Below are 25,445 nucleotides of genomic sequence, written 5' to 3'. Positions count from 1 at the left end.
TCAAAGGGACGCAAGCCGCCATGCGAGTGAAACACCTGCTGCTGATCGCCATCCTCGGGCTTACCGCGGCCTGTTCCTCTAATAAAGAGGTCATTGACGAGAACCTCAGCGAGGCCGAACTGTACCAGCAGGCCCAGGCTGATCTGGACAACTCCAGCTACACCAGCGCCGTGAACAAGCTCAAGGCCCTGGAGTCGCGCTACCCGTTCGGCCGCTATGCCGATCAGGCGCAACTCGAGCTGATCTATGCCAACTACAAGAACTCCGAGCCCGAGGCAGCCAAATCGGCCGCCGAGCGCTTCATCCGCCTGCACCCGCAGCACCCGAACGTCGATTACGCCTACTACCTCAAGGGCCTGACTTCGTTCGACCAGGACCGTGGCCTGCTGGCGCGCTTCCTGCCGCTGGACATGACCAAGCGTGACCCGGGCGCCGCCCGCGACTCGTACAACGAGTTCGCCCAGCTGACCAGCCGTTTCCCCAACAGCCGCTACGCGCCAGACGCCAAGCAGCGCATGATCTACCTGCGCAACCTGCTGGCTTCTTACGAAATCCATGTGGCCGACTACTACCTGAGCCGCCAGGCTTATGTAGCGGCTGCCAACCGTGGCCGTTACGTGGTGGAAAACTTCCAGGAAACCCCGTCCGTCGGTGACGGCCTGGCGGTGATGGTCGAGTCGTACCAGAAGCTGCACCTGGACGAACTGGCCGCCACGAGCCTGGAAACCCTCAAGCTCAACTACCCGGACCACCCGAGCCTGGTCGATGGCGAGTTCCAGCCCAAGCAGACCGAGTCTGACGGCCGCGGCTGGCTGTCCAAGGCCACCTTGGGCCTGATCGAAACCGATACCCCGCTGCCACCAGGCGAAACCCGCGCCAACCAGGACGTGGTCAAGCAGTTCCAGGACGCGCGCGACGAGATGCCGCGAGAGCTGCTGCCTAAAGACGAGAACGGTGACCCGATCGTGCCGGAAGGCCCGAAAGAAGCCGAGAAAGACCGTTCCTGGTTCAGCTACATGACCTTCGGTCTGTTCGACTGACCCACAGCGGTAAATGAAAGGGAGGCCAGGCCTCCCTTTTTTTATGGCCGCGTCCTAGACTGTCGGCTTCTTCAACCGACAAGCTGGACATCATGGTTCGCCTACTTTTCTGGATCGCCCTGATCGCCGCCGCGTTCTGGCTGTGGCGCAAATACAAAGTCAGCCAGCAGTCGCACCCCGAGGCGAAGCTGGATGCGCCGCTGAAGATGGTGCGCTGTGCCCATTGCGGTGTGCACCTGCCCAACGACCGGGCGCTGCAGCAGGGTAATGAGTGGTATTGCAGCCAGGCCCACCTGCAGCAGGGCCCTGGCCACCAAGGCTGAACACGATGCCTGTTCAATCCTGAAACCAATTCGAAATCTGTGGGAGCGGGCTTGCCCGCGAAGCAGGCACCACGGTGTATGGCACCGGCTTCGCCGGTGTTCGCGGGCACGCCCGCTCCCACAGTTTTTATCTGCAATTTCGTGTTCCACATATCCCTCCCCGACCCTTTAACACCATTTACGACCCCTCCCCCCCGGCCAGCATTGACCCGTCCGGCCAAAATTCGCTAAATCCTATTTATCCGCATAAATATGAAAAATAGCGAAATGCTCAAACCCAAACGCAAGCGCCAGAAGCTGTCCGATGTGATCGTCGAATCAGTCAAGCGCTCGATCGTCACCGAAGCGCTGCACCCCGGCGACCGCCTGCCTACCGAGCGGGAGCTGATGGAGCATTTCGAATGTTCCAAGGGCACCGCCCGCGAAGCGCTAAAGGCACTGGAGGTAGAAGGCCTGGTCAGCACCCGCACCGGCCCGACCGGGGGTGCCTACCTGAACGAAGTGGGCACCGAGCCAGCCAGCCGCGCGCTGCGCAACTACCTGCACTTCCAGCACCTGGACGGCGAGCAGGTGTATCAGCTGCGCAAAGTCATCGAGGTAGAACTGGCGGTGTCGGTGATGGGCAAGCTGAGCGAAGCCGATTACGCCGCGCTGCAGGCCAACATCGACTTCTGCAGCGCGCCGGAAGACAGCGAAGAAGGCCAGCGTGAGCAGCGCTTGGCGGAGCTTGAATTCCACACCCTGCTGGCCAATCGCTGCCCCAACCCGTTGCTGCGTTTCATGGCGGTGTTCCTCAACGACCTGCTGCGCGACCTGGTGGTGCTGAAAAAGGCCTACCTGCCCAAGCGCCAGCAGTTCGCCGCCGCCAACATCGACTACCACAAGCAACTGCTGACCGCCTTGCGCGCCAGCGACGAACCCGCCGTACGCCGGCTGATGCACGAACACATGTGCGACGCCGAGCACCATATGACCGCGCTGGAAGGCGAGGTTGCCCGTAACTTCCTGCTGGAGTTCGATCACCACCACTGATGCGCCTGTAAAGAGGCCTGCACACAGGCCCGGCCGTACCCGCTTTGTCATTGCCACTCCTGCCTAATAACCACAAACAAGGAGTTACTCATGCAAAGACGTACCCTGCTCAAGGCAGGCCTTGCCCTGGGTGCCTTAGGTAGCCTCCCCTTGGGGGCACACCGAGCATTCGCCGACCAACCGCTGACCTTCTATGGGCTCAAGTCCATGTCGGGCGCCTTCGCCAGCTACGGCAAGTACGCCGACATGGGCTCGCGCCTGGCCATCGCCGAGCACCCACAGTTGCTCGGGCACCCGCTCAAATACAAAGTCATCGACACCGAAGGCAACGCCGGCAAGGCGGTGCGCAAGGTACAGGAAGCCATCGGCCAGGATGGCGCACGCTTTTTCCAGGGCTGCACCCTGTCGTCTTCGGCACTGGCGGTGTCCAAGGAGATCCACAAAGCCGGCGGCGTGTTCATGACGCCTGTGGGCGCCGATGAAATCACCGGCAAGGACTGCAATGCCTCAACCTTCCGCTGGTCGGTGCCCACCTATGGTGCCATCCGCGAAACCCTGGTGCCGATGAGCCGCCAACTGCCCCAGGCCAAGCGCTGGTACACCATCACCCCGCAATACGTATTCGGCGATGCCCTGCTGGACAACGCCCGCAAAGTGTTCGCCGAGCTCGGCGTAGAACACATCGGCAACAGCTATCACTCGTTGCAGGAGCAGGAATTCTCCGGCTACCTGACCAACGCCATCGCCGCCAAGCCCGACGTGCTGGTGCTGCTCAATTTCGGAAGCCAGGCCTCCAACGCCCTGCGCCAGGCAGTCAACTTCGGCATCAAGGACCGCATGAAAGTGCTGATGGTGTGGTCTGCCGGCCTCGACCAGTTCCAGGAGCTGGGCAGCGACGTGCTCGAGGGCGTGTACCTGGGCGCGCAGTACTGGCACCAGGTCGACACCCCGCTGAACAAACAGTTGGTCGCCGCCACCCGCAAGGCCTATGGCATCAACCCCAACTACCCGCTGGCCGCCGACTACATCGGCACCAAGGTGATGCTCGAGGCCATCGTCAAGGCCGGCAGCCTGGACGGGGCCGCCGTGTCTGCGGCATTGCAGGGCATGCGTTTCCAGGGCCCGACCGGCGAAGAACTGATCCGCCCGGGTGACCACCAGGTGCTCAAGGACTACTACCTGCTGCGAGGCAAGCCCCAGGGGCAGATGCGCGACGAGGACGACCTGGCCGAAGTCATCAGTTCGGGCCGCTCGTTCGTCGAGGTCGATCACACCGGTTGCGCCCTGGCCTGAAGCTGCGGCGTTAGTCACAAACACTTGTACAGGCAGCCGCCCAGCGCGCTGTCGAGGGCACGCTCATGCTCGATTTGTACCTGTTCCAACTGCTCAACGGCCTGGGCCTGGGGATGATCTACTTCCTCATCGCCGTGGGCCTGACGATCATTTTCGGCCTGCTCAACTTCGTCAACTTCGCCCACGGCGCGTTTTTCTTGCTGGGCGCCTACCTGTGCTACACCGCCGTGGCCGTCACCGGCAACTTCTGGCTGGCACTGCTGATTGCGCCACTGGTGGTGGCCGCGCTGGCCTGGGCGGTCGAGCGCCTGTTGATCAAACGCATCTACCACCTGCCACACACCTTCCAGATCCTCGTCACCCTCGGCATCGCGCTGATCATCCAGGAAGCGTCGGTGCTGATCTGGGGCCCGGTGGGCAAGAGCATTGCCGTGCCACCCGAACTGCGCGGGGTGCTGATACTCGGCGACTTCATCTACCCCTACTACCGCTTGTTCCTGATCGGCTTCGCAGCGCTGATCGGTATTGGCCTGTGGCTGCTGCTGGAACGCACCCGTTTCGGCGCATTGGTGCGGGCCGGTAGCGAAAGCACCGAAACCGTGTCGCTGTTGGGCACCAACATTTTCCGCCTGTTCTCCCTGACATTCGCCCTGGGCGTGGGCCTGGCGGGTGTGGCGGGTGTGCTGTTCGCGCCGCTACGGGGCGCCCAGCCCTTCGTCGGCCCAGAGATCCTCGGCATTGCCTTCGTGGTGGTGGTGATTGGCGGTATGGGGTCGTTCGGCGGGGCGCTGGTTGGCGGCCTGCTGGTGGGTGTGGTGCAAAGCATGATGACCAGTCTCTGGCCGCAAGGCGCCAGCCTGATGATCTATGGCGCCATGGCAGCAGTGATTCTGGTCCGTCCCTACGGCCTGTTCGGGAGAGCCTGAGATGAGCGAGAAAAACCCATTGCCAGTCGCCAAGGGCCGCGCCCCGGCACTGCTGTCGCTGGTAATTGCCAGCCTGGTGGCACTGCCGCTGTTGCTGCCATCGGCCACCCTGGCCACCGAGATCCTGATCTTTGCCATGGCCGCACTGGCCTGCAACCTGCTGCTCGGCTACACCGGACTGCTGTCGTTCGGCCAGGGCATCTTCTTTGGCGTGGGCGCCTATGGCGCAGCGCTGCTGATGATCCACCTGCAGTGGGGCATGTTCGCCGCGCTGCTTGGCGCTGCTGTGTTCGGCGCCCTCCTCGCGCTGCTGGTGGGCGCACTGGCGATCCGTCGCACGGGCATCTACTTCGTCATGCTGACCCTGGCCTTCAGCCAGATGGCCTACTTCCTGGCCTATACCCTCAGCGACTGGACCGGGGGTGACAACGGCCTGCTCGATGTGCCACGGCCGAATATCGAAATCGCCGGCCATGTGCTGGTCGACCTGGCCGACCCGCGGCACTTTTATGGATTCGTCGCGGTGCTGTTCCTGTTGATCTTCGCCGCAGCCCTGCGGGTGATCCGTTCGCCATTCGGCAGCACCCTGCTGGCCATCCGCGAAAACGAGACCCGCGCCGCCGCCATCGGCTACGACACCCGCCATTTCAAGATTCTGGTGTTCATGCTGTCGGGCGCCATCACCGGCATCGCCGGGGCGCTGTACGCCATGCTGCTGCACTTTGCGCCGCTGTCGAACATCGACCTGATGATGAGCGAGAACATCCTGATCATGACCATCGTCGGCGGCACCGGCTCACTGTTCGGCTCGCTGCTGGGCGCCGGCGCCATCGTGCTGCTGGGTGACGTGCTGTCGGAGCTTTGGCCACGCTGGCTGATGCTGCTGGGGGTGATCCTGATTCTGGTGGTGGTGTTCATGCGTGGCGGCCTGTGGGGCGGCCTGACCGAACTGGGCAAGCGCCTGCTGGCCACCCGCAATGCCCATGACAAACCCCAGGCCAAGACCAAGGAGACCCTGTGATGAGCGACTACCTCCTGGAAACCCGCCACCTGGAGCTGGCCTACGGGCCGTTCAAGGCGGTCGCGGGCGTTGACCTCAAAGTGCGAGCCGGCACCATCCACACCGTCATTGGCCCCAACGGCGCCGGCAAGACCAGCCTGTTCCACTGCCTGACCGGCGAGCGTCAGGCCACGGCCGGCAAGATCCTGTTCAATGGCCAGGACATCATTCGCAAGCCGTCCCACGGGCGGGTGGCGCTTGGCATGGCGCGTTCGTTTCAGCTCACCAGCCTGTTCCAGAACCTTTCAGTGCGCGAGAACCTGCGCCTGGCCGCCCAAGGCCGTGATGGCCTGGGCGCGCTGAACTTCTGGCGTAGTGTCGAGCACAAGCGCAGCCACTGGAACACCGCCGACCAGGTGCTGGAGCGCCTGAAACTGAGCGCCCGTGCCGAAACCCTGGCGGGCGAGCTGTCGCACGGCCAGCAAAGGGTGCTGGAAGTGGGCATGTCGATCTGCGCCAAGCCCACCCTGCTGATGCTCGACGAACCCACTTCGGGCATGGGCATCGACGACATCCCGGTGATGACCGACCTGATCCGCGACCTTGGCCGCGACCATACCGTGCTGCTGATCGAGCACAACATGAGCATTGTCATGTCGATCAGCCAGCGCATCACGGTGATGAGTCACGGCCAGATCCTGGTCGAGGGTACCCCTGAACAGGTGCGCAACGACGAGCGCGTACGCACCGCCTACCTTGGAGAGGCCGCCTGATGCTCAACGTCGATTCGATCCATTCCTACTACGACAAGAGCCATGTGCTCGAAGGTGTCTCGCTCAAGGTCGAGGCAGGCGAACTGGTAACGCTGCTGGGGCGCAACGGTGCAGGCAAGACCACCACCTTGCGCAGCATCCTCGGCATCGTCCGCCCACGGCAGGGACAGATCAGCTTCAACGGCCAGCAATTGGTCGGCCGCGAAATTTTCGATATCGCCCGGCTCGGCATTGCTCTGGTGCCGGAACACCGCGGCATTTTCCGCCAGCTCAGCGTGGAGGAGAACCTGAAGATTGCCGTGCGCAAGGCCAGTCGCTGGCAGCTGGAGGACGTGTACAGCATGTTCCCGCGCCTGAAGGAGCGTCGCCGCAACGGTGGCTTTGCCCTGTCCGGTGGTGAGCAACAGATGCTCGCTATCGCCCGCGCCCTGCTCAACGGCCCCAAGCTGCTGATCCTCGACGAGCCCACCGAAGGCCTGGCCCCGGTGATTGTCGATGAACTGGTGAAGATCCTGCGACGGATCAAGGACGAAGGGCTGTCGATCCTGCTGGTAGAGCAGAACCTGATGGTCTGCGATGCCCTTGCTGATCGCCACTATGTGCTGGAGCAGGGCCGCGTCGCTTACCAGGGCAGTGCGGCACAGTTCCGCGAGGACCCGAGCATCAAGAACCGTTACCTGGCCCTTAGCGCCTGACCCGACCGTGCTTACCTGTACCGGCCCTTTCGCGGGTAAACCCGCGCCTGCAAAGGTGTCACCACCCTCAGCCCTGCGAGGCCTTTGTAGGAGCGGGTTCACCCGCGAATAGGCCAGTACAAGCAACCCAGTAATTTCAGGAGAGATGAACCATGAACACCCGCATCGATCCCTCGCAGCACCTGCTCGGCCAAGGCCCGTTGGTCAACCGCGAACGCCTTTGGCAATCATTGATGGACCTGGCCCAACTCGGCGCCACTGCCAAGGGCGGCGTATGCCGCCTGGCCCTGACCGACCTCGACCGCCAGGCTCGCGACCTGTTCGTCCACTGGTGCGAAGAGGCCGGCTGCACGGTCAGCGTCGACGCCATCGGCAATATCTTCGCACGCCGCCCCGGGCGCAACCCTGCCCTGCCGCCGATCATGACCGGCAGCCACATCGACACCCAACCCACCGGCGGCAAGTTCGATGGCTGCTACGGCGTCATGGCCGGCCTCGAAGTGATGCGTACGCTCAACGACCTGCACCTGACCACCGAGGCCTCGCTGGAAGTGGTGGTATGGACCAACGAAGAAGGTTCGCGCTTCCCGCCCTGCATGATGGGCTCGGGCGTGTTTGCCGGTAAGTTCGGCCTGCAGGAAACCCTGGACAAGGTAGACGACCAAGGCCTGTCGGTTGGCGCGGAACTACAGCGCATCGGTTACGCCGGCGCGCGCCTGCCTACCGGGCATGCCGTGGGCGCCTACTTCGAAGCACATATCGAACAAGGCCCGGTGCTGGAAGACCAACGCACCACCATCGGCGTGGTCCAGGGCTGCCTGGGGCAGAAATGGTTCGACCTGGTACTGACCGGTGTCGAGGCGCATGCTGGCCCCACGCCCATGCACCTGCGCAAGGACGCATTGGTCGGCGCTGCCGAGGTGGTGGCTGCGGTCAACCGCGTCGCTCACGCGCACCAGCCACATGCCTGTGGCACGGTCGGCTGCCTGACCTTGCACCCAGGCTCTCGCAACGTTATCCCCGGCCAGGTGCACATGACCATCGACCTGCGCCACCTCGACCCTGGGCACCTCGACGCCATGGTCAGCGAAGTGCGCGCAGCCATCGAAACCAGCACGGTGAAACATGGCCTGAGCTATCAGCTGACCCCGACAGCCGACTTCCCGCCGCTGTACTTCGCCGAGCAGTGCGTGGATGCCGTGCGCCAAGGGGCGCGCGCGCTGGGCCTGAGCCACATGGATATCGTCAGCGGCGCCGGTCACGATGCGATCTTCCTCGCTGAACTGGGCCCGGCCGGGATGATCTTCGTGCCATGCGAAGGTGGCATCAGCCACAACGAAATCGAAAATGCCGCGCCCCAGGACCTGGCCGATGGCTGCGACGTCCTGTTGCGCGCCATGTTCCAGGCCGCCAACCCGGGAGCCCGTTAAGATGACCCAGAAAACCGCGATTGGCGAACTCACCGCCGCCGAACTGCTTGAACTGTACCAGCGCCGCCAGCTGTCACCCGTCGAGGTGGTCGACGATGTGCTGGCGCGCATCGACCTGCATAACCCGGCGGTCAACGCCTACTGCCATGTGGATGACGAGGGTGCCCGCGCCGCCGCCCGCGCCAGCGAACAACGCTGGCAGCGCGGCCAGCCCTGTGGCCGACTGGATGGCGTACCCGCCTCGATCAAGGACCTGACCCTGACCCGCGGCATGCCTACCCGCAAGGGCTCGCGTACGACCTCGGGTACCGGGCCATGGGAGGTCGATGCGCCCGTCTCTGCGTTCATGCGTGAAGCCGGTGCAGTGCTGGTGGGCAAGACCACCACGCCAGAGTTTGGCTGGAAAGGCGTGACCGACAACCCGCTGTACGGCATTACCCGCAACCCGTGGGATACCAGGCTGACTGCTGGGGGGTCGTCTGGCGGTGCAGCAGCAGCAGCCGCGCTAAATCTGGGGGTGCTGCATCAGGGCAGCGATGCCGGTGGTTCGATTCGCATCCCCTGCGCATTTACCGGCACCTTCGGCATCAAACCGACCTTCGGCTATGTGCCGCAATGGCCGGCCAGCGCCATGACCGTGCTGTCGCACCTGGGGCCGATGACGCGTACCGTGGACGACTCGGTGCTGATGCTCGACTGCGTAGCGCGCCCCGATGCCCGCGACGGTTTGGCCGGCGCACCCCGGCAGGCGCCGTGGCTCAGCCAGCAGCAAGATCTGAGCGGCCTACGCATCGCCTACAGTGCCAATTTCGGTTACGTGCAGGTCGACCCACAGATCCAGGCACTGGTGGCGCAAGCGGTGCAGCGCCTGGCGCGGCTGGGTGCGCAGGTAGAGGAAGTGGACCCGGGCTTCAGCGACCCGCTGGAAACCTTCAATACCCTGTGGTTTGCCGGTGCGGCGCGGTTGGCCAGTGCCTTGAGCGATGAGCAGAAAGCGTTGCTTGACCCGGGGCTGCGCTGGATTGCCGAACAAGGTGCACAGATCAGCCTTGGCGAATACACCCAGGCGCTTGAGGCACGGGCAGAATTGATTGCGAAGATGAATGCATTTCATCAGCGATATGACGTGCTGGTATCGCCGATGCTGCCGTTGGTGGCGTTCGAAGCCGGACACAACGTGCCGCCTGGGTCGGGGATGGCGCAATGGATGGAGTGGACGCCGTTCAGCTATCCGTTCAACCTGACCCAACAGCCGGCAGCCTCGGTGCCCTGCGGGTTTACCCGCGAAGGGTTGCCGGTGGGCCTGCAGGTGGTGGCCGGGCGCTTTGCCGATGAGCAAGTGCTGCGGGTGTGCAAGGTGTATGAGCAGCATTATCCGAGCCGGCACCTGCAAGCACCGATTACTGGCTGAAATCTGTATTGGCTTCTGCGGCCCTTTCGCGGGTGAACCCGCTCCTACACGCACCGATTACTGGCTGAAATCTGTGTTGGCTTCTACGGCCCTTTCGCGGGTGAACCCGCTCGTGCAGGAGCGGGTTTACCCGCGAAGAGGTCCTCAGCCCAAACGCCCTTCTGGCGCATACGGCGCCGGGTCGATAATCGGCTCGGCCCCTGTCAGCAAATCGGTAAACAGCTGGCACGAAGCCGGCGCCAGCACCAGCCCATTGCGATAATGCCCGCAGTTCAGCCACAACCCTTCATGCCCCGGCACAGGCCCAATGTAAGGGATGCCTTCTGGCGACCCCGGCCGCAGTCCCGCCCAGTGCGCCACCACTGTGGCGCCTTCAAGCTCAGGCAACAACTCCACTGCCGATGCCTTCAGGCTTTCCAGAGCATCCCCGGTCGGGGTCTTGTCATACCCGGCATGCTCCAGCGTGCTCCCCACCAGAATGTGCCCGTCACGTCGCGGGATTGCATAGCGCCCCTTGGCCAGCACCATGCTCGGCAAGAAGTCTTCTGCGCACTTGAACAGGATCATCTGGCCCTTCACGGGCTCCACCGGCAGTTCAAGGCCAAGGGTACGCAACAGGTCGCCACTCCAGGCGCCTGCGCTGAGCACAACCTCATCCGCCGCCAGTACGCCATCAGCCGTCTGTACACCAGCCACGCGCCCCTTTTCCTGCACGAAGCCGGTGATCTGGCAGTGTTCGCGCAAGCTCACGTTCGGCAGCGCCAGCAACGCCGCCTTCAGCGACTTGACCAAGCGCGGGTTGCGCACATTGGCCACGCCAGCCATGTAGATGGCGTGCTTGAAGCCCGGGCCCAGCACCGGCACCGCATCGTAGGCCGCGGAAATATCCACGGCACTCAGCGGCCGCTGCTCGCGCGCGGCCCAGGCCAATGCTTCGGCCTCGTCGTCCAGGTCGAGCCAGTACAGCCCGGTGGTGTGAACTTCGGGGTCGACCCCGGTGCTGGCGAACAGACGCTCGCCCAGCTGTGGATAAAAGTCCTGCGACCAGTGCGCCAGAGCGGTCACGGCGGGGCTGTAACGCCACGGGTACAACGGCGAGACAATGCCTCCGCCAGCCCAGGACGACTCTCGGCCAACCTCGCCCTGATCGCACACCACCACCTGGCCGACCTTGGCTGCCAGGTTGAATGCCGTCAGCAGGCCAATCACCCCGCCACCAACCACCACTACTTGCTTGCTCATCTGTCGATCCAACACCTGAAGTAAAACCGCGATGCACCGGGCATCATTGAACCTTCAACTTCCCCAACAGTGCGGGCCGTGCTCAACGGCGCCCGGATTGTGCTGCACGCCAGCCTGGTCGAGCTGGAAATCGCCACAGCCATCCTGCGCCATCAGCCCATGCGGTAGCCGCCGGGCGCGCAGCGTGAAGGTGTCACTGCCGCGCTGGGCCTGCAGGCTGTAGTAGCGGGTACCTTCGGGCAAGACCAGGTCGCCCTCGGCGTATTGGCCAGTGCGCACGCGGTGGCGCTCAAGGCGCAGGGCGGCATCATGCAGCAGGCCAACCACTTCGCTGCGCGCGGCTCGCCGAAGCTGGTCGCTGTAACTGGGGTAGGCAATGGCTGCCAGAATGCCGGTCACGGCCAGCACAATCAACAACTCGATCAGGCTCAAGCCTTGCTGCATGTCAGTCTCCTCGCAATCTTTGCCGCCAGGTGATGCGTTGGGTTTGATTGCCGGCCACGGCGTAGACCGCTTCCAGCACATGCCGTGAGCGGCTTTGCTTGCTGACGGCGGTAATCCGGAACAGGCTAACCGGCTGCCCTTCGGGCATGTGCGCGGCACGTGTGCTGACACCCAGGTTCTGCAGTTGGAAAAAGCCGGTCTGGGTACCTTGCCACTGCCCAACCAGATCGTGCGGCCTGGGCGGTGGCAGGCACGCGATACAAACGTCAGGGGGCGCCCGTTCAAGTTCGCGTACCCCAGCCAGCAAAGTGGCCTCAGCCTCTTCCAGCGCCATCAGGCCATCGCTCAGGTAGCCGGTCATCCGCGTTTCCACCAGCGCGTCGCGCAGGGCAGATGTGGCAAGCAGGCCCAGCAGGACGCTCAGGACCAAGGCCAGTAGAAGAACCACGCCACGCTGGTGAGTCATGAAGCGGGGACCGGGTTGCGGATTGCGACGCTCAACTCATGGCGCTGCTGAACCTTGAGCGTGGGTTCGTAAAGCGTCAGGCTGATATCCACCCGTTCCCCCCCCACCATCTGCACACGCTCTACACGCATCGCCTGCACATTATCAACCAACGGTTGAAATTTGCTGTTTCCGCGTTTGAACCTCAGCTTATCGCCCTGGAACTGGTAGACATACCTGCTGACCGGGTACACCAGTGGGTCCCCAGCCTTGCGCGCTGCATCGACAGACGCTTTGGTCAGGCAATCGGTGTGCAGAAACCAGTCAGGTCGGCCAGCTTGCCCAGGCAACTCCGCCACGATCAGGCTGAGGGTGGACGCTTCGATCACCAAGGGGCGAGCGAAGACCTGCTGTAATGCCGGGTCATCGAAATCGGAAGGTCTCAGGCGCAAACAGCCAAACATGCCGGCCATGCGAATATCCTGGGCCATGCGCAGCAACGCCTGCCGCGCCTCATCCTGCATGCGCAGCGCAGTACTTTGCAGGCGCCAGGCCTGGTGAGCCGATGCAAAGAGCTGATTGGCGGCCGCCAACAACATCAACCCGATCGTCAGCGCCAACATCAGCTCAACCAAACCCAAACCACGTTGGCCGCGCCTCATCGACGCCCCCGTTCATGCTCGCTGTGCGCCGCCATTGCCGCCTGCCCATTGCGACGCGCACTGTCCACAGCCTGCAAGGCCTGCAGTTGCAGCCCCGCTGCGGCGAACATACCCACGGCCACGACCACAACCGCCAACAGCACTTCCAGAAGCGTCATGCCCCCTTGCCTTTCGTGCATCCCTGCACCTCCTGCGACTTTTCCCGTCATTGCTTTCAACTTGGGCGACTGGACCTCTTGTCCAGCCGCCAGGAAGCTATAGCCAAGCACGTCCAGGGAGGAATGCACGGTGAAGCAACGCGGCGTAACACTGATACAAATGATGTCGGCCTTGGCCGTGGCGGTCTTGCTGACCCAACTGGGCATGCCGGCCTACGCCAGAATGAGCGATGACCTACACCGGGCGGCGGCTGCCCGTGATCTGGCGCAGGCGCTGCGCAGTGCACGCAGCCATGCCATGCTGCAAGGCCAGCCGGTGCTGGTGCTGGCGCTGGACGGTAATTGGGGGAATGGTTGGCGGGTAGTGCTGGAGCATAACCGGCAGGTGCTGCGCGAACAGCGCCTTTCAAAGCCGCTGAAAATAACCAGCAACCGCGGTGAGCAGTTCAAATTCAGTGCGCTGGGCGTGCCAATGATGTCGGGCAACGGCTGGTTGGGCGCAACACTGGAAATATGCGAACGCGCCGCTGCTCGCAGCCGAAATCAGGTGGCGCTGGCATCAAGCGGCAGAGTCAGGTTGCTTACGGAGGACCAGAGCAATGACCGCTGCTAGCGCGGTCATTGCAGGAGCGGTCTTGTGTCGCGAAGGGGCTGCAAAGCAGCCCCTGCATTGGCGGTGGTGCTGCCCGTCAGATCAGCGAGCGAACCCGCAGCTCTTTGGGCATTGAAAAGGTGATGTTCTCTTCGCGCCCGTCCAGCTCTTCAGCGCCAGTGGCGCCCCAGGCCTTGAGCTGTTCGATCACGCCACGCACCAGCACTTCGGGCGCAGAAGCACCGGCGGTGATGCCGATCCGCGCGGCCTGGTCAAACCAGCCGCGTTGCAGGTCCTCGGCACCGTCGATCAGGTAGGCCGGGGTGCCCATGCGCTCAGCCAACTCGCGCAAACGGTTGGAGTTGGAACTGTTCGGGCTGCCCACCACCAGCACCACGTCGCTCTCGCCGGCCAGTTGCTTGACGGCATCCTGGCGGTTCTGGGTGGCGTAGCAGATGTCGTCCTTGCGCGGGCCACCGATGTTCGGGAAACGCGCACGCAGAGCATCGATGACGCGGCTGGTGTCGTCCATCGACAGTGTTGTCTGGGTGACGAAAGCCAGGTGGTCCGGGTCGCGCACCTGCAGGTTGGCCACATCTTCCTCGTCTTCGACAAGGTAGATGGCGCCGCCGTTGCTGGCATCGTACTGGCCCATGGTGCCTTCGACTTCCGGGTGCCCTTCGTGGCCGATGAGAATGCACTCACGGCCATCGCGGCTGTACTTGGCCACTTCGATGTGAACCTTGGTCACCAGCGGGCAGGTGGCATCGAACACTTTCAAGCCACGGCCAGCAGCTTCCTGGCGCACAGCCTGGGAAACACCGTGGGCACTGAAGATGACGATGACATCGTCCGGCACCTGGTCCAATTCTTCGACAAAGATGGCGCCGCGGTTACGCAAGTCTTCCACCACGAACTTGTTGTGCACCACTTCGTGACGCACATAGATCGGCGGGCCGAAGACTTCCAGCGCGCGGTTGACGATCTCGATCGCCCGGTCGACCCCGGCGCAGAAGCCGCGAGGGTTGGCGAGTTTGATTTGCATGCTCGGCTCCAGGCTTACAGGGCCTTCACCTCGAGGATCTCCACCTCGAAGGTCAGGGTCTTGCCAGCCAGTGGGTGATTGAAGTCGATGGTGACCTGGTCGTCATCGAACGCTTTGACCACACCCGGCAGCTCGGTGTTGGCGGCGTCGTTGAAGATGATCAGCAGCCCTTCGGACAACTCCATGCCTTCGAAGTTGGACCTCGGCATGACCTGCACGTTCTGCGGGTTAGGCTGTCCGAAGGCGTTCTCCGGGGCCACTGCCACGGTGCGCTTGTCACCAGCCTTGAAGCCGAACAGGGCGTTTTCAAAGCCCGGCAGCAGGTTGCCATCACCCACTTTGAAGGTGGCCGGGGCTTTATCGAACGTGCTGTCGACGGTATCGCCATTTTCCAGGTGCAGCGCGAAGTGCAGGGTGACTTCGGTGTTCTGGCCGATACGGGTGTCAGTCATGGACCGGATCCTCAGACTTCTTGCTCTTGAACATATCCAGCGCCAGCATCACCGCACCAACGGTGATGGCGCTGTCGGCCACGTTGAAGGCCGGGAAGTAATGGCGGTTCTGCCAGTGCACCAGGATGAAGTCGACCACATGGCCCAGCACGATGCGGTCGTACAGGTTGCCAATCGCCCCACCCAGCACCAGCGCCAGCGCCACGGCCAGCCAGGTCTCGTTGCGCCCCAGGCGCTTGAGCCACACCACCAGCACCGCGCTGACCACCACGGCGATCAGGGCGAACAACCAGCGCTGCCAACCCGCACCGTCAGCCAGGAAGCTGAACGCAGCACCGGTGTTGTAGGCCAGGGTCCAGCTGAAGTAGTCAGGAATGACCACGATCTGCTGGTACATGGTCAGGGTGTTGTTGAAGTACAGCTTGGTGGCCTGGTCGACGACCAGGACCAGCAAGCTCAGCCACAGCCATGCAAGGCGCCCGAAGCGCCCCGCTGCAGGGTTAGGCATAGTGGCGTACCTCACCCGAGCCGGTCAGGTTGTCGACGCAACGGCCGCAGATTTCCGGGTGTTCCGGGTGGCTGCCAACATCGGCGCGGAAGTGCCAGCAACGGCCGCACTTGGTGTGGCCGGACTTGACCACTTTCAGCTTGAGGCCTTCGACCTCAGTGGCTACGGCTTCGGCCGGCGCCTGTGCGAATGGCACCACGCTGGCGGCCGAGGTGATCAGCACGAAGCGCAGCTCGTCGCCGAGCTTGCCCAGGTCGGCACTCAGGCCTTCGTCGGCGTACAGGGTAACTTCAGCCTGCAGGTTGCCACCAATGACCTTGGCGGTACGCTGGTTTTCCAGCTCTTTGTTCACCGATGCCTTCACCGCCATCACGCGGTCCCAGTAAGCGCGGCCCAGTTCGGTGCCTTCCGGCAGCTCGCTCAGGCCTTCGTACCAGCCGTTGAGCATCACCGACTCGTTGCGCTCGCCCGGCAGGTACTGCCAGATTTCGTCGGCGGTGAATGCCAGGATCGGCGCGATCCAGCGCACCAGCGCTTCGCTGATGTGGTACAGCGCAGTCTGGCAGGAACGGCGGGCGACACTGTTGGCGCCGGTGGTGTACTGGCGGTCCTTGATGATGTCGAGGTAGAAGCCGCCCAGCTCCTGTACGCAGAAGTTGTGCACTTTGGAGTAGACGTTCCAGAAACGGTACTCACTGTAGTGCTCTTCCAGCTCGCGTTGCAGCAGCAGGGTACGGTCCACGGCCCAGCGGTCCAGCGCCAGCATGTCTTCCGGGGCCAGCAGGTCGCGGGCCGGGTCGAAGCCGGACAGGTTGGACAGCAGGAAGCGTGCGGTATTGCGGATACGCCGGTAGGCGTCGGCACTGCGCTGCAGGATCTGCTCGGAAACGGCCATTTCACCGGAATAGTCGGTGGCCGAAACCCACAGGCGCAGGATATCGGCACCCAGGGTGTTGTTGACCTTCTCCGGTTCGATGGTGTTGCCCAGCGACTTGGACATCTTGCGGCCGTTTTCATCCACGGTGAAGCCGTGGGTCAGCAGCTCGCGATATGGCGCATGGTTATCGATGGCACAACCGGTCAGCAAGGAAGAGTGGAACCAGCCGCGGTGCTGGTCCGAACCTTCCAGGTACAGGTCGGCGCGCGGGCCGGTAGTGTGGCCAATGTCGTGCGAGCCACGCAGCACATGCCAGTGGGTGGTGCCCGAGTCGAACCACACGTCGAGGGTGTCGGCGATCTTGTCGTACTGGTCGGCTTCAGCACCCAGCAGTTCAGCGGCGTCCAGCTTGAACCAGGCCTCGATGCCTTGCTGCTCGACACGCTTGGCCACTTCCTCCATCAGCTCGACAGTGCGTGGATGCAGCTCGCCGGTCTGCTTGTGCAGGAAGAACGGGATCGGCACACCCCAGTTGCGCTGACGCGAGATGCACCAGTCCGGGCGGTTGGCGATCATCGCGTGCAGGCGCGCCTGGCCCCAGGCCGGAACGAACTTGGTGTCTTCGATGGCTTTAAGCGCACGCTCACGCAGCGGCTCGCCGGTGGTCGGCTGCTTGTCCATGCCCACGAACCACTGCGCGGTGGCGCGGTAGATCAGCGGGGTCTTGTGGCGCCAGCAGTGCATGTAGCTGTGGCTGATGGTTTCGGTGTGCATCAGCGCACCGACTTCGCTCAGCTTCTCGACGATGGCCGGGTTGGCCTTCCAGATGAACTGGCCACCGAAGAAGGGCAGCGAATCGACATACACGCCGTTGCTCTGCACCGGGGTGAGGATGTCGTCATTGACCATGCCGTAGCGCTTGCAGGTGACGAAGTCGTCTTCACCGTAGGCTGGCGAGGAATGCACCACGCCGGTACCGGCGCCCAGCTCGACGTAGTCGGCCAGGTAGATTGGCGACAGGCGATCGTAGAACGGATGGCGGAAGTTGATCAGTTCCAGCGCCGAACCTTGGGCGGTGGCCAGGACCGAGCCTTCCAGGTTGTAGCGTTTCAGGCACGACTCGACCAGCTCTTCAGCCAGCACCAGCAGGCGCTCGCCGGTGTCGACCAGGGCGTACGTGAACTCCGGGTGGATATTCAGGGCCTGGTTGGCCGGGATGGTCCACGGGGTGGTGGTCCAGATCACGATGGCGGCCGGCTTGGCCAGCGAGGCCAGGCCGAAGGCGGCGGCGAGCTTGGCGTCATCGGCAACCGGGAAGGCCACGTCGATGGTCTGCGACTTCTTGTCGGCGTACTCGACTTCCGCTTCAGCCAGCGCCGAACCGCAGTCAAAGCACCAGTTCACCGGCTTCAGGCCCTTGAACACGAAGCCTTGCTTGACCATTTCGGCCAAGGCGCGGATTTCACCGGCCTCGTTGGCGAAGTTCATGGTCTTGTATGGGTTGTCCCAGTCACCCAGTACGCCCAGGCGGATGAACTCGGTCTTCTGCCCTTCGATCTGGTCGGCAGCGTACTCGCGGCACAGCTCGCGGGTACGATCAGCGGAAAGGTGCTTGCCGTGGGTAACCTCGACCTTGTGCTCGATCGGCAGGCCGTGGCAGTCCCAGCCTGGCACGTACGGCGCATCGAAGCCGGCCAGGGTCTTGGAACGGACGATCATGTCCTTGAGGATCTTGTTCAACGCATGACCGATATGAATCTTGCCGTTGGCATAGGGCGGGCCGTCGTGCAGGACGAACTTGGGACGATCCTTGCCAATTTCGCGCAGCTTCTGGTACAGGCCAATGCTGTCCCAGCGCTGCAGGATCTGCGGTTCGCGCTGAGGCAGGCCGGCCTTCATGGGGAAGGCGGTGTCCGGAAGGTTAAGCGTGGCTTTGTAGTCGGTCATTTCAGGCTCTTCGTTAGCGGTTGAGCGTGCCAATGTGCACGTGCGGCGGCGATATCCGCATCGATCGCCGACTTCAGCGCCTCCAGGGAGGCGAATCGCTGCTCTTCACGCAGCTTGTGGTGGAACTCCACCGTCAGGCGCCGGCCGTAAAGATCGCCGGCAAAGTCCAGAAGATGAATCTCCAGGTGCGGGCGCCCATCACCGGCAACGGTGGGGCGCACGCCGATATTGCCGACACCCGGCCAAGACTTGCCGTCGATCACGATGCTGGCCAGGTATACCCCGGACAGCGGCACGCGGCGGCGCTTGAGCTGGATGTTGGCGGTTGGTGTGCCGAGCTGGCGGGCCAGCTTCTGGCCGTGCAGCACGCGGCCTGTAATGCGGTACGGGCGGCCCAGCAGGTGTTCGGCCAGCTCGAAGTCGCCCTCGGACAAGGCCTTGCGCACTTCGGTGCTGCTGACCCGCAGGCCATCCTGGATGACCGTGTTGGCGGCCTCGACGGTAAAGCCGTACGCGTTGCCGGCCTCGACCAGGAAAGCGAAGTCGCCAGCGCGATCGCAGCCGAAGCGGAAGTCATCGCCCACTTCGAGATGACGCACGCCCAGACCGTCGACCAGAATGGCCTTGACGAAGGCATCGGCGCTGAGCTTGCTCAGACGCTGGTTGAACGCCAGGCACAGCACCCGGTCGATGCCTTCGGTCGCCAGCAGCTCGATCTTGTCGCGCAGCCGAGCCAGGCGTGCCGGCGCGGTATCGGGTGCGAAGTACTCGCGTGGTTGCGGTTCGAAGATCACCACGCAGGTCGGCAGGCCCAAGGCCTGACCGCGCTCGCGCAGGCGCGCCAGGATTGCCTGGTGGCCGCGGTGAACCCCGTCGAAGTTGCCAATGGTGGCGACACAGCCCCGGTGCTCGGGGCGCAGGTTGTGAAGACCTCGAACCAGCTGCATAACGCGCTTCTTGCTCATAAAGTGGCCGATTATAACCACACCCGGGCGCTGGTGACAGGCAGCAGCGCCCAAGGGCGGCGTGGAATGCGAAAAACCGACGCCTGACCCGCCCAAAGCCTCAGTGCAAGGCCTTGCGAGCGAAATGCCGGGGCCGGAAGCCGCACAGGTACAGGCAGCCAAAATACGTCACGACACCCGCCAGGATCAGCGCCCCAAGCCGCAGGAAGCGCTCAAGCATGATGCCCTGCTCCCAGGCCGGCATATAATGCATGCCCGCCAGCAGTACTGCCGACATCAGTGCCACCGCCAACACAAGCTTGAGCAGGAACACTGCCCAGCCTGGCTGAGGCTCGAACAGCTGCTGACTGCGCAGCTTCCAGAACAGCAAACCGGCATTCAGGCAGGCACCGAGGCTGATCGCCAATGCCAGGCCGGCATGTGCAAGCGGGCCGACCAGGGCAAGGTTGAACAGCTGGGTGCAGACCAGGGTAAAGACTGCGATCTTCACCGGCGTGCGGATATTCTGCTGCGCGTAGAAGCCAGGTGCCAGTACCTTGATCAGAATGATCGCCAGCAAGCCCACGGAATAGGCGATCAGCGCTCGCTGGGTCATTGCCGCATCAAACGCGCTGAACTTGCCATATTGAAACAAAGCAACGGTCAGCGGTTCGGCAAGAATGGCCAAAGCCAGTGTGCAGGGCAGCACCAGCAAGAAGCACAGGCGCAGGCCCCAGTCGAGAATCCGGGAGTACTCCTCGCGATCCTTGTTGGCGTAGGTCTTGGCCAGGGTGGGCAGCAGGATGGTGCCCAGGGCCACGCCCAGCACGCCCGAAGGCAGCTCCATGAGGCGGTCGGCGTAGTACATCCACGACACCGAGCCGGCCACCAGGAAGGAGGCAAAGATGGTGTTGATGATCAGCGAGATCTGGCTCACCGACACCCCCAGGATCGCCGGCAGCATCTGCTTCAGTACCCGCCACACACCTGCGTCCTTGAGATTCAGACGCGGCAGCACGAGCATGCCGATCTTCTTCAGCGCTGGCAGCTGGTACAGCAACTGCGCCAGGCCACCCGCCAGCACGCCCCAGGCCAACGCCATGATTGGCGGGTTGAAGTACGGCGTCAGCAACACGGCGAAGGCGATCATCGCCACGTTCAGCAGGGTGGGCGTAAAGGCCGGCACCGAAAAGCGGTTCCAGGTATTGAGGATCGCGCCGGCCAGGGAAGACAGCGAGATCAGGAATATATAAGGAAACGTCACCCGCAACAGGTCGGTGGTCAGCTCGTATTTTTCGGTGCTGTCGACAAAACCCGGGGCAGTCGCCCACACCACCCACGGTGCAGCGAGGATGCCGATGGCGGTCACCAGGGCCAGCACCAGGGTCAGAAGGCCGCTGACATAGGCAATGAAGGTTCGCGTCGCCTCCTCGCCCTGCTGGGTCTTGTACTCGGCCAGAATCGGCACGAAGGCCTGGGAGAATGCACCTTCGGCGAAGATGCGCCGCAACAGGTTGGGCAGTTTGAACGCGATGAAGAAGGCGTCGGTAGCGACACCAGCACCGAAGATACGGGCCAGGATGGTGTCGCGAACAAAGCCCAGCACCCGCGAAATCATGGTGATCGAGCTTACTGCAGCCAGGGATTTGAGCAGGTTCATCGAAAAGATTCACGCCAATGACAGAGGACGCTGCCAGACAGCGTCCGAATGTGCGATACTCCCGCGCCTTCGCAGGGGAGCCAAAAATTCCCGAGTGTACAGGTCGCGCAGCAGAAAGGAATCTTTCCTACCTGTTGGCGCACCGCTCGGCGGAACCTTGCAGGTGGCCTTGACATCCGCTCGACTGATCGGCATGATTCGCGGCCTATTTTGTTTGCTATTTACCTAAAGTCTTTCGAGGAGCTCGACGGTGGCCAACACACCTTCCGCCAAGAAACGTGCAAAACAGGCTGAGAAGCGTCGCAGCCACAACGCCAGCCTGCGTTCCATGGTTCGCACCTACATCAAGAATGTAGTCAAAGCCATCGACGCAAAAGACGCCGAAAAAGCGCAAGCCGCTTACGTTCTGGCTGTACCTGTAATCGACCGTATGGCCGACAAGGGTATCATCCACAAGAACAAGGCTGCTCGTCACAAAGGCCGTCTGAATGGCCACATCAAGGCGCTGAAAGAAGCTGCAGCTGCCTAAGCGACGTGCAAGTCGAAAAGCCGACCCTAGGGTCGGCTTTTTGTTGCCTGCGATTTATGCTTGCAGGCACAGCTCCATGTGGGACTCGATCTCTGTGGGAGCGGCCTTGTGTCGCGAAAGGGCCGCGGAGCAGCCCCGGCAATCTCAGCTTCTGCGCTGAAACCGAGGGGCCGCTACGCGCCCCTTTCGCGACGCAAGGCCGCTCCCACAAAAAAGCGGGGCCGCGCTTGGCGGCCCTACTTTTAAATCACTTGGCAATCTGAATCTTCGGTGCCCACTGCAGCCATTCATCCTCGGCCTTGTCGAACAAGGCAAAGGTCTGCCGCGGCCGTGCCGGGTTACCCATCTGCTCGCCATCTGGCGTTGCGAAGGCGATACCGCCATCGACCAGGGTTTCCACCGACTCGGTATGCACTGTAGCCCCCTTGAACAGCCCCCAGTCGAAACCGAAACCACTGCTGTTCCAGAAGCGGCTACCGCTGCGCACCAAGGCGGCATAGCGCGGCTCGATGAGGATATGAATCAGCACGCGGTCAGCGCTCTGGCCCAGCTCGAAGCCTGTCACCTTGCCCACCTTGACCTCACGATAAGTAACCGGCACACCCGGCTTGATCGAGCCGCGGCGTGGCGCACTGAGCGTCAATGGCAGGCCAACCTCTGGCCCTGCTACCTGCGGGGCGTCGGCCAAAGCGATGAAGTCGCGCTGTGGCCCACGGTTCTTCGCTGCAGGCTGCACTTCCAGGTACTGCCCACCAATCAAGGTGTCGAGGTTTTCAGTGCGCACCAGGCCCAGGGCCGGCTTGACCACCCAGAACTGCGTACCGGCACGGGCAATACGATCCGCCGCTTCGGTAATCCGCGCCCGCAGCAGCACCGCCTGCAGGTCATCGGTGAGGTCGACGCTCTCGATACTGCCCACATCCAGGCCGCGGAAGCGGATGGCCGTGCCCGGCTTCAGGCCATCGGCACGCTCTACACGGATGGTGATCAACGTACCCGCACGGTTTACCGCTTCCTGGCTGTCATGCAGGCGGAAGCGTGGAATGTGTCGCTTCAGCGGTACATCGGGCCGTGGCGTATCGAACGCAATACCGCCGGCCATCAGTGTTTGCAGCGACTCACTCTTGATCTTGATGCCCGACAGGCCGCCGGTCAGGGTGATCCCACTGACATTCCAGAAGCGCGACGAACCATTGACCAGCGTCTCGTACTCCTTCTCGATATGCACACCGATCAGGATGCGGCTGCTGTTACGGGCGAACTGATAGCTCTGCACGCTACCCACCTTCACCTGGCGATACATCACCGGGCTGCCGATTTCCAGCGAACCCAAGGTGTCGGCGAACAACACCATGTGCAGGCCCGGCGCCTTGAGGTCGAGCGGCGGCGCCTTGGCACGCGCCTCGAACTCACGCTCTGGCCGTGCGCCCTTCTCACCTGGACGAATGGCGATGTAGTTACCTTTGACCAGCGCTTCCAGGCCAGTGATTCCCGCCAGGGAAATCGACGGCTTGACCACCCAGAACTGCGTCCCCTCTACCAGGTAGTCCTCGGCCAGCGGGTCGAGTGTCAGCTCAGCCGAAGCGCTGGCCAGGTTGTCTTCCATCTTCAGGGCTTTCAGCGAGCCCACCTGGATGCCTTTGTACATGACGGGCGTGCGACCCGCCTGCAGCCCCTCATAATCGTTCAGCTTCACTTTTACCCGGATACCCGCCTGGGCGGCATCGAAGTCCTCGTACAGGCGGAACGGCAGGCTCGGATCGGTGGGTGGGCTGTCCTTGCGGTACTCCGGCGTGGCGAAGGCGATACCACCCGCCACAATGCTCGACAACGACTCACTGCGCACTTTCACACCCGAAAGTGAAGCATCGATGCTGACACCGCTGGCGTTCCAGAAACGCGTGTGCTTACGCACCAGGCTGGCGTAGGCCGGCTCGATGAAGACTTTCACCTCTACGGTGCTCTGGTCCTCGGACAGGCGGTAGCTTTTCACCCGGCCAACCTGAATCTGCTTGTAGAACACCGGGCTGTCCCGGTTGAGCGAGCCCAGCCTGTCGGCCTTGAGGGTCAGGTGCAGGCCTGGTTCCGAGTCCGAGAGCGGTGGCGCCACCTCCAATGCAATGAAGCGCTTGGTACGCTCCCCCTCCCCCGGACTAACGGCGATGTAGTTACCCGACACCAGTGTTTCAAGGCCAGATATACCGGCCAGACTGACACTCGGCTTCACCAGCCAGAAACGCGTGCCTTTGTTCAGATGGGGCTCGGCGGCTTTGTTCATCTCGATGGTGGCGATCACCCCCTGCGTGTCGCCCTTGGCGTCGAGCACCAGGCTTTTCACCTTGCCAACTGGCATCCCCTTGTAGATGACCTCGGTCTTGTTGGCGACGATACCCTCTCCCGACTCGAAGCGGACTTCAATTTCCACGCCAGCGTCGCGGTAGGCCTGCCACGCGAGCCAGCCACCGATCATCAGTGCAATCAAAGGCAGGATCCAGATGGCCGACCAGTTCGAGGCTGGGCGGGTTTTAGCCGTTGGCAGGTCACTCATGGTCGTCATCCGACTCCGTGTTATCCCAAATCAGTCGGGGATCGAAAGTTAAAGCGGCAAGCATTGTCAGGATCACCACAGTTGCGAAGGCGACAGCGCCCAGGTTGGCTTCGACACTGGCTATTCGGCCAAAATTCACCACTGCCACCAGGATGGCAATGACGAAGATGTCCAGCATGGACCAGCGCCCAATGAATTCGATGAAGCGGTACATCAATATCCGCTGTCGGGCTGAAAGCGGTTGCCGCCGCTGAACGGAGTACAACAGCAGGCCGATGCCCACCAGCTTGAAGGTGGGGACCAGGATACTGGCAATGAACACCACAGCCGCAATGGGCACCATGCCGTGCTTGAGCAGGGTGATGACACCGGACATGATGGTGTCCGGACTGCCCTGACCGAGGGTACTCACGGTCATGATCGGCAGTATGTTGGCCGGGATGTAAAGGATCGACGCCGCAATCAGCAACGCCCATGTTCGCACGATACTGTTCGGCCGGCGTGCATGCACAATAGCGCCGCAGCGTGTGCAGGTTTGCGAAGTACTGCCGTCCTCTCGCCTGTTCAGTTCGTGACACTCATTGCAGACAAGAATGCCTGCGTCAATCGCCCGCATGCAGGTCCTCCCCTGATAACGCACTCCAGATCTGGTGGGGCGACATCACCACCTCGAGCCACACCTGGATCAATAACAGACTGATGAAACAGAACAGCCCCAGGCCCACGGTGAGTTCGGCCAGATCCACCAGTTTGACGATGGCCACCAGCACCCCCATGAAATAGACCTCGAGCATGCCCCAGTCACGCAGGTGGTGATAGATGCGGTAGAAGACCAGGCCGTAGTCACGCCCGAAGTTCAGGCGGATGCTCAACAGGACGGCCAGTTGGCAGAGCAGTTTCGCCAGTGGAATGACCATGCTGCAGAGCAACACCACCACGGCAACACCGCGCATTCCCGAGTTGTACAAGCCGAGCACGCCACTCCAGACGGTATCGTCCGAAGTCTGACCAAGCAGGTGCAACTGCATGATCGGCAGAAAATTAGCCGGCACGAACAGCAAAAGGGCCGCCAGTACCAGGGCCAGGCTGCGATTGACCACATTGTGCCGGTGGGCATAGAGCTCGTAGCCGCAGCGCGGGCATTGGGCCTTCTCATCGTGCTGCAGCACTGGCTTGCGCAGCAGCAGGTCGCATTCATGGCAGGCGACAAGCTCGTCCAACGGCAGCTGGGCCAGGGTTTCAGGTTCGACAGAATTGGACATAGGGCGCTTCTGAATAGGTGCGTGGGGGCTATTCTAGTGTTCTGGCTCGAATTATGGGAGGCGACGTTGGCCTGGAGGGTATGCGCCCCTGCCTGGCGTTGCACCCTTCCCTGTAGGAACGGGTTTACCCGCGAACACCGGCAACGCCGGCGCCATCTACGAAGCTGCCTGCTCCCGGGATTCGAGCAGGGCCAGATTTTTTGGCCC

Annotated in this window: 26 protein-coding genes; 12 read left to right on the top strand and 14 right to left on the bottom strand. The window is 62.6% G+C overall.

The features are described 5' to 3' along the window. The first annotated feature begins 20 nt into the window (after positions 1-20). The 10 genes from ACF8GF_RS19115 to ACF8GF_RS19070 all read left to right on the top strand — a co-directional run bounded on the left by ACF8GF_RS19115 (position 21) and on the right by ACF8GF_RS19070 (position 9,923). A complete protein-coding gene (locus ACF8GF_RS19115; RefSeq protein ID WP_004577276.1) occupies positions 21-1,040 on the top strand; it encodes an outer membrane protein assembly factor BamD in 1,020 nt (339 codons plus the stop codon). 92 nt (positions 1,041-1,132) lie between these two features. Continuing rightward, positions 1,133-1,363, top strand: coding sequence for a PP0621 family protein (locus ACF8GF_RS19110; protein WP_014589594.1), 231 nt, complete (start codon positions 1,133-1,135; stop codon positions 1,361-1,363). Between the two features lie 267 nt (positions 1,364-1,630). Continuing rightward, a complete protein-coding gene (locus ACF8GF_RS19105; RefSeq protein WP_020192253.1) occupies positions 1,631-2,395 on the top strand; it encodes a FadR/GntR family transcriptional regulator in 765 nt (254 codons plus the stop codon). A gap of 90 nt (positions 2,396-2,485) precedes the next feature. Continuing rightward, positions 2,486-3,688, top strand: a complete 1,203-nt coding sequence (locus ACF8GF_RS19100) for an ABC transporter substrate-binding protein (RefSeq protein ID WP_003247562.1) — start codon at positions 2,486-2,488, stop codon at positions 3,686-3,688. 65 nt (positions 3,689-3,753) lie between these two features. Beyond that, complete coding sequence (locus ACF8GF_RS19095; RefSeq protein WP_176685542.1) at positions 3,754-4,614, top strand: branched-chain amino acid ABC transporter permease; 861 nt, start codon at positions 3,754-3,756, stop codon at positions 4,612-4,614. 1 nt (position 4,615) lies between these two features. Beyond that, positions 4,616-5,635 (top strand): branched-chain amino acid ABC transporter permease, encoded by a 1,020-nt coding sequence (locus tag ACF8GF_RS19090; RefSeq protein WP_176685541.1) that lies wholly within the window; start codon positions 4,616-4,618, stop codon positions 5,633-5,635. Beyond that, entirely contained in the window at positions 5,635-6,387 is a 753-nt protein-coding gene (locus tag ACF8GF_RS19085) for an ABC transporter ATP-binding protein (RefSeq protein WP_176685540.1), read from the top strand. The genes ACF8GF_RS19090 and ACF8GF_RS19085 overlap by 1 nt, the downstream gene beginning before the upstream one ends. Continuing rightward, on the top strand, positions 6,387-7,082 hold the full coding sequence (locus ACF8GF_RS19080) for an ABC transporter ATP-binding protein (RefSeq protein WP_012051120.1): 696 nt from the start codon (positions 6,387-6,389) through the stop codon (positions 7,080-7,082). The genes ACF8GF_RS19085 and ACF8GF_RS19080 overlap by 1 nt, the downstream gene beginning before the upstream one ends. A 152-nt stretch (positions 7,083-7,234) precedes the next feature. Then, a complete protein-coding gene (locus tag ACF8GF_RS19075; protein WP_392461573.1) occupies positions 7,235-8,512 on the top strand; it encodes a Zn-dependent hydrolase in 1,278 nt (425 codons plus the stop codon). Position 8,513: 1 nt separating this feature from the next. Next, positions 8,514-9,923 carry an amidase gene (locus ACF8GF_RS19070; RefSeq protein ID WP_339444552.1) on the top strand — a complete coding sequence of 470 codons (1,410 nt, stop codon included), beginning with the start codon at positions 8,514-8,516 and terminating at the stop codon, positions 9,921-9,923. A gap of 144 nt (positions 9,924-10,067) precedes the next feature. Here ACF8GF_RS19070 and thiO read toward each other — a convergent pair whose 3' ends face one another. From thiO to ACF8GF_RS19045, 5 genes are read right to left on the bottom strand one after another with little or no spacing between them, the layout of a single operon-like run. Beyond that, positions 10,068-11,165, bottom strand: coding sequence for a glycine oxidase ThiO (gene thiO / locus ACF8GF_RS19065; protein WP_176685744.1), 1,098 nt, complete (start codon positions 11,163-11,165; stop codon positions 10,068-10,070). A gap of 54 nt (positions 11,166-11,219) precedes the next feature. Continuing rightward, a complete protein-coding gene (locus ACF8GF_RS19060) occupies positions 11,220-11,609 on the bottom strand; it encodes a type IV pilin protein (protein ID WP_392488357.1) in 390 nt (129 codons plus the stop codon). A gap of 1 nt (position 11,610) precedes the next feature. After that, the gene (locus ACF8GF_RS19055; RefSeq protein WP_176685742.1) at positions 11,611-12,075 is read right to left on the bottom strand and encodes a hypothetical protein; all 465 of its coding nucleotides are present in this window, start codon (positions 12,073-12,075) and stop codon (positions 11,611-11,613) included. Then, positions 12,072-12,716 carry a PilW family protein gene (locus ACF8GF_RS19050; RefSeq protein WP_392461579.1) on the bottom strand — a complete coding sequence of 215 codons (645 nt, stop codon included), beginning with the start codon at positions 12,714-12,716 and terminating at the stop codon, positions 12,072-12,074. Before ACF8GF_RS19050 ends, ACF8GF_RS19055 begins: the two co-directional genes overlap by 4 nt. Beyond that, complete coding sequence (locus tag ACF8GF_RS19045) at positions 12,713-12,895, bottom strand: prepilin-type N-terminal cleavage/methylation domain-containing protein (protein WP_014589583.1); 183 nt, start codon at positions 12,893-12,895, stop codon at positions 12,713-12,715. The genes ACF8GF_RS19050 and ACF8GF_RS19045 overlap by 4 nt, the downstream gene beginning before the upstream one ends. Before the next feature lie 109 nt (positions 12,896-13,004). Between ACF8GF_RS19045 and ACF8GF_RS19040 the strand changes: the two genes are divergently transcribed. Continuing rightward, the gene (locus ACF8GF_RS19040) at positions 13,005-13,487 is read left to right on the top strand and encodes a GspH/FimT family pseudopilin (protein WP_392461580.1); all 483 of its coding nucleotides are present in this window, start codon (positions 13,005-13,007) and stop codon (positions 13,485-13,487) included. Between the two features lie 76 nt (positions 13,488-13,563). Here the strand turns inward: ACF8GF_RS19040 and ispH are convergent, their stop codons facing one another. From ispH to murJ, 6 genes are all read right to left on the bottom strand, one after another. After that, a complete protein-coding gene (gene ispH, locus ACF8GF_RS19035) occupies positions 13,564-14,511 on the bottom strand; it encodes a 4-hydroxy-3-methylbut-2-enyl diphosphate reductase (protein ID WP_010951872.1) in 948 nt (315 codons plus the stop codon). Between the two features lie 14 nt (positions 14,512-14,525). Further along, positions 14,526-14,963 (bottom strand): FKBP-type peptidyl-prolyl cis-trans isomerase, encoded by a 438-nt coding sequence (gene fkpB / locus ACF8GF_RS19030; protein ID WP_010951871.1) that lies wholly within the window; start codon positions 14,961-14,963, stop codon positions 14,526-14,528. Beyond that, positions 14,956-15,471, bottom strand: a complete 516-nt coding sequence (gene lspA, locus ACF8GF_RS19025) for a signal peptidase II (protein ID WP_176685739.1) — start codon at positions 15,469-15,471, stop codon at positions 14,956-14,958. Before lspA ends, fkpB begins: the two co-directional genes overlap by 8 nt. Next, positions 15,464-18,295: an isoleucine--tRNA ligase gene (gene ileS / locus ACF8GF_RS19020; RefSeq protein WP_176685738.1), complete on the bottom strand. Its 2,832-nt coding sequence runs from the start codon at positions 18,293-18,295 to the stop codon at positions 15,464-15,466. Before ileS ends, lspA begins: the two co-directional genes overlap by 8 nt. Then, a complete protein-coding gene (ribF, locus tag ACF8GF_RS19015; protein WP_392488356.1) occupies positions 18,292-19,242 on the bottom strand; it encodes a bifunctional riboflavin kinase/FAD synthetase in 951 nt (316 codons plus the stop codon). Before ribF ends, ileS begins: the two co-directional genes overlap by 4 nt. 118 nt (positions 19,243-19,360) lie before the next feature. Continuing rightward, positions 19,361-20,899 carry a murein biosynthesis integral membrane protein MurJ gene (murJ, locus tag ACF8GF_RS19010; RefSeq protein WP_129933645.1) on the bottom strand — a complete coding sequence of 513 codons (1,539 nt, stop codon included), beginning with the start codon at positions 20,897-20,899 and terminating at the stop codon, positions 19,361-19,363. A 250-nt stretch (positions 20,900-21,149) separates the two neighbouring features. Between murJ and rpsT the strand changes: the two genes are divergently transcribed. Further along, positions 21,150-21,428 (top strand): 30S ribosomal protein S20, encoded by a 279-nt coding sequence (gene rpsT, locus ACF8GF_RS19005; protein WP_003247625.1) that lies wholly within the window; start codon positions 21,150-21,152, stop codon positions 21,426-21,428. Positions 21,429-21,675: 247 nt separating this feature from the next. On the opposite strand, the gene ACF8GF_RS19000 is transcribed toward rpsT, so the two are convergent. The 3 genes from ACF8GF_RS19000 to ACF8GF_RS18990 are packed head-to-tail and all read right to left on the bottom strand — an operon-like array spanning position 21,676 to position 25,238. Next, positions 21,676-23,976 (bottom strand): MlaD family protein, encoded by a 2,301-nt coding sequence (locus ACF8GF_RS19000; protein ID WP_392488355.1) that lies wholly within the window; start codon positions 23,974-23,976, stop codon positions 21,676-21,678. Beyond that, the gene (locus tag ACF8GF_RS18995) at positions 23,969-24,592 is read right to left on the bottom strand and encodes a paraquat-inducible protein A (RefSeq protein WP_176685736.1); all 624 of its coding nucleotides are present in this window, start codon (positions 24,590-24,592) and stop codon (positions 23,969-23,971) included. The genes ACF8GF_RS19000 and ACF8GF_RS18995 overlap by 8 nt, the downstream gene beginning before the upstream one ends. Further along, the gene (locus tag ACF8GF_RS18990) at positions 24,579-25,238 is read right to left on the bottom strand and encodes a paraquat-inducible protein A (RefSeq protein ID WP_209968147.1); all 660 of its coding nucleotides are present in this window, start codon (positions 25,236-25,238) and stop codon (positions 24,579-24,581) included. The genes ACF8GF_RS18995 and ACF8GF_RS18990 overlap by 14 nt, the downstream gene beginning before the upstream one ends. Positions 25,239-25,445: the final 207 nt, after the last annotated feature.

Origin of the sequence: Pseudomonas sp. yb_5 (assembly GCF_043103865.1) — a bacterium.
GTDB lineage: Bacteria > Pseudomonadota > Gammaproteobacteria > Pseudomonadales > Pseudomonadaceae > Aquipseudomonas > Aquipseudomonas putida_Y.
The sequence above is the reverse complement of the archived record's forward strand: the minus strand, read 5'-3'. Positions and strand labels throughout refer to the sequence as shown.

Bases quoted from the DNA above. Each gene is read 5' to 3' on its own strand.
- ACF8GF_RS19115 (WP_004577276.1), top strand. From the start codon at position 21: ATGCGAGTGAAACACCTGCTGCTGATCGCCATCCTCGGGCTTACCGCG.
- ACF8GF_RS19110 (WP_014589594.1), top strand. From the start codon at position 1,133: ATGGTTCGCCTACTTTTCTGGATCGCCCTGATCGCCGCCGCGTTCTGG.
- ACF8GF_RS19105 (WP_020192253.1), top strand. From the start codon at position 1,631: ATGCTCAAACCCAAACGCAAGCGCCAGAAGCTGTCCGATGTGATCGTC.
- ACF8GF_RS19100 (WP_003247562.1), top strand. From the start codon at position 2,486: ATGCAAAGACGTACCCTGCTCAAGGCAGGCCTTGCCCTGGGTGCCTTA.
- ACF8GF_RS19095 (WP_176685542.1), top strand. From the start codon at position 3,754: ATGCTCGATTTGTACCTGTTCCAACTGCTCAACGGCCTGGGCCTGGGG.
- ACF8GF_RS19090 (WP_176685541.1), top strand. From the start codon at position 4,616: ATGAGCGAGAAAAACCCATTGCCAGTCGCCAAGGGCCGCGCCCCGGCA.
- ACF8GF_RS19085 (WP_176685540.1), top strand. From the start codon at position 5,635: ATGAGCGACTACCTCCTGGAAACCCGCCACCTGGAGCTGGCCTACGGG.
- ACF8GF_RS19080 (WP_012051120.1), top strand. From the start codon at position 6,387: ATGCTCAACGTCGATTCGATCCATTCCTACTACGACAAGAGCCATGTG.
- ACF8GF_RS19075 (WP_392461573.1), top strand. From the start codon at position 7,235: ATGAACACCCGCATCGATCCCTCGCAGCACCTGCTCGGCCAAGGCCCG.
- ACF8GF_RS19070 (WP_339444552.1), top strand. From the start codon at position 8,514: ATGACCCAGAAAACCGCGATTGGCGAACTCACCGCCGCCGAACTGCTT.
- thiO (WP_176685744.1), bottom strand. From the start codon at position 11,165: ATGAGCAAGCAAGTAGTGGTGGTTGGTGGCGGGGTGATTGGCCTGCTG.
- ACF8GF_RS19060 (WP_392488357.1), bottom strand. From the start codon at position 11,609: ATGCAGCAAGGCTTGAGCCTGATCGAGTTGTTGATTGTGCTGGCCGTG.
- ACF8GF_RS19055 (WP_176685742.1), bottom strand. From the start codon at position 12,075: ATGACTCACCAGCGTGGCGTGGTTCTTCTACTGGCCTTGGTCCTGAGC.
- ACF8GF_RS19050 (WP_392461579.1), bottom strand. From the start codon at position 12,716: ATGAGGCGCGGCCAACGTGGTTTGGGTTTGGTTGAGCTGATGTTGGCG.
- ACF8GF_RS19045 (WP_014589583.1), bottom strand. From the start codon at position 12,895: ATGCACGAAAGGCAAGGGGGCATGACGCTTCTGGAAGTGCTGTTGGCG.
- ispH (WP_010951872.1), bottom strand. From the start codon at position 14,511: ATGCAAATCAAACTCGCCAACCCTCGCGGCTTCTGCGCCGGGGTCGAC.
- fkpB (WP_010951871.1), bottom strand. From the start codon at position 14,963: ATGACTGACACCCGTATCGGCCAGAACACCGAAGTCACCCTGCACTTC.
- lspA (WP_176685739.1), bottom strand. From the start codon at position 15,471: ATGCCTAACCCTGCAGCGGGGCGCTTCGGGCGCCTTGCATGGCTGTGG.
- ileS (WP_176685738.1), bottom strand. From the start codon at position 18,295: ATGACCGACTACAAAGCCACGCTTAACCTTCCGGACACCGCCTTCCCC.
- ribF (WP_392488356.1), bottom strand. From the start codon at position 19,242: ATGCAGCTGGTTCGAGGTCTTCACAACCTGCGCCCCGAGCACCGGGGC.
- murJ (WP_129933645.1), bottom strand. From the start codon at position 20,899: ATGAACCTGCTCAAATCCCTGGCTGCAGTAAGCTCGATCACCATGATT.
- ACF8GF_RS19000 (WP_392488355.1), bottom strand. From the start codon at position 23,976: ATGAGTGACCTGCCAACGGCTAAAACCCGCCCAGCCTCGAACTGGTCG.
- ACF8GF_RS18995 (WP_176685736.1), bottom strand. From the start codon at position 24,592: ATGCGGGCGATTGACGCAGGCATTCTTGTCTGCAATGAGTGTCACGAA.
- ACF8GF_RS18990 (WP_209968147.1), bottom strand. From the start codon at position 25,238: ATGTCCAATTCTGTCGAACCTGAAACCCTGGCCCAGCTGCCGTTGGAC.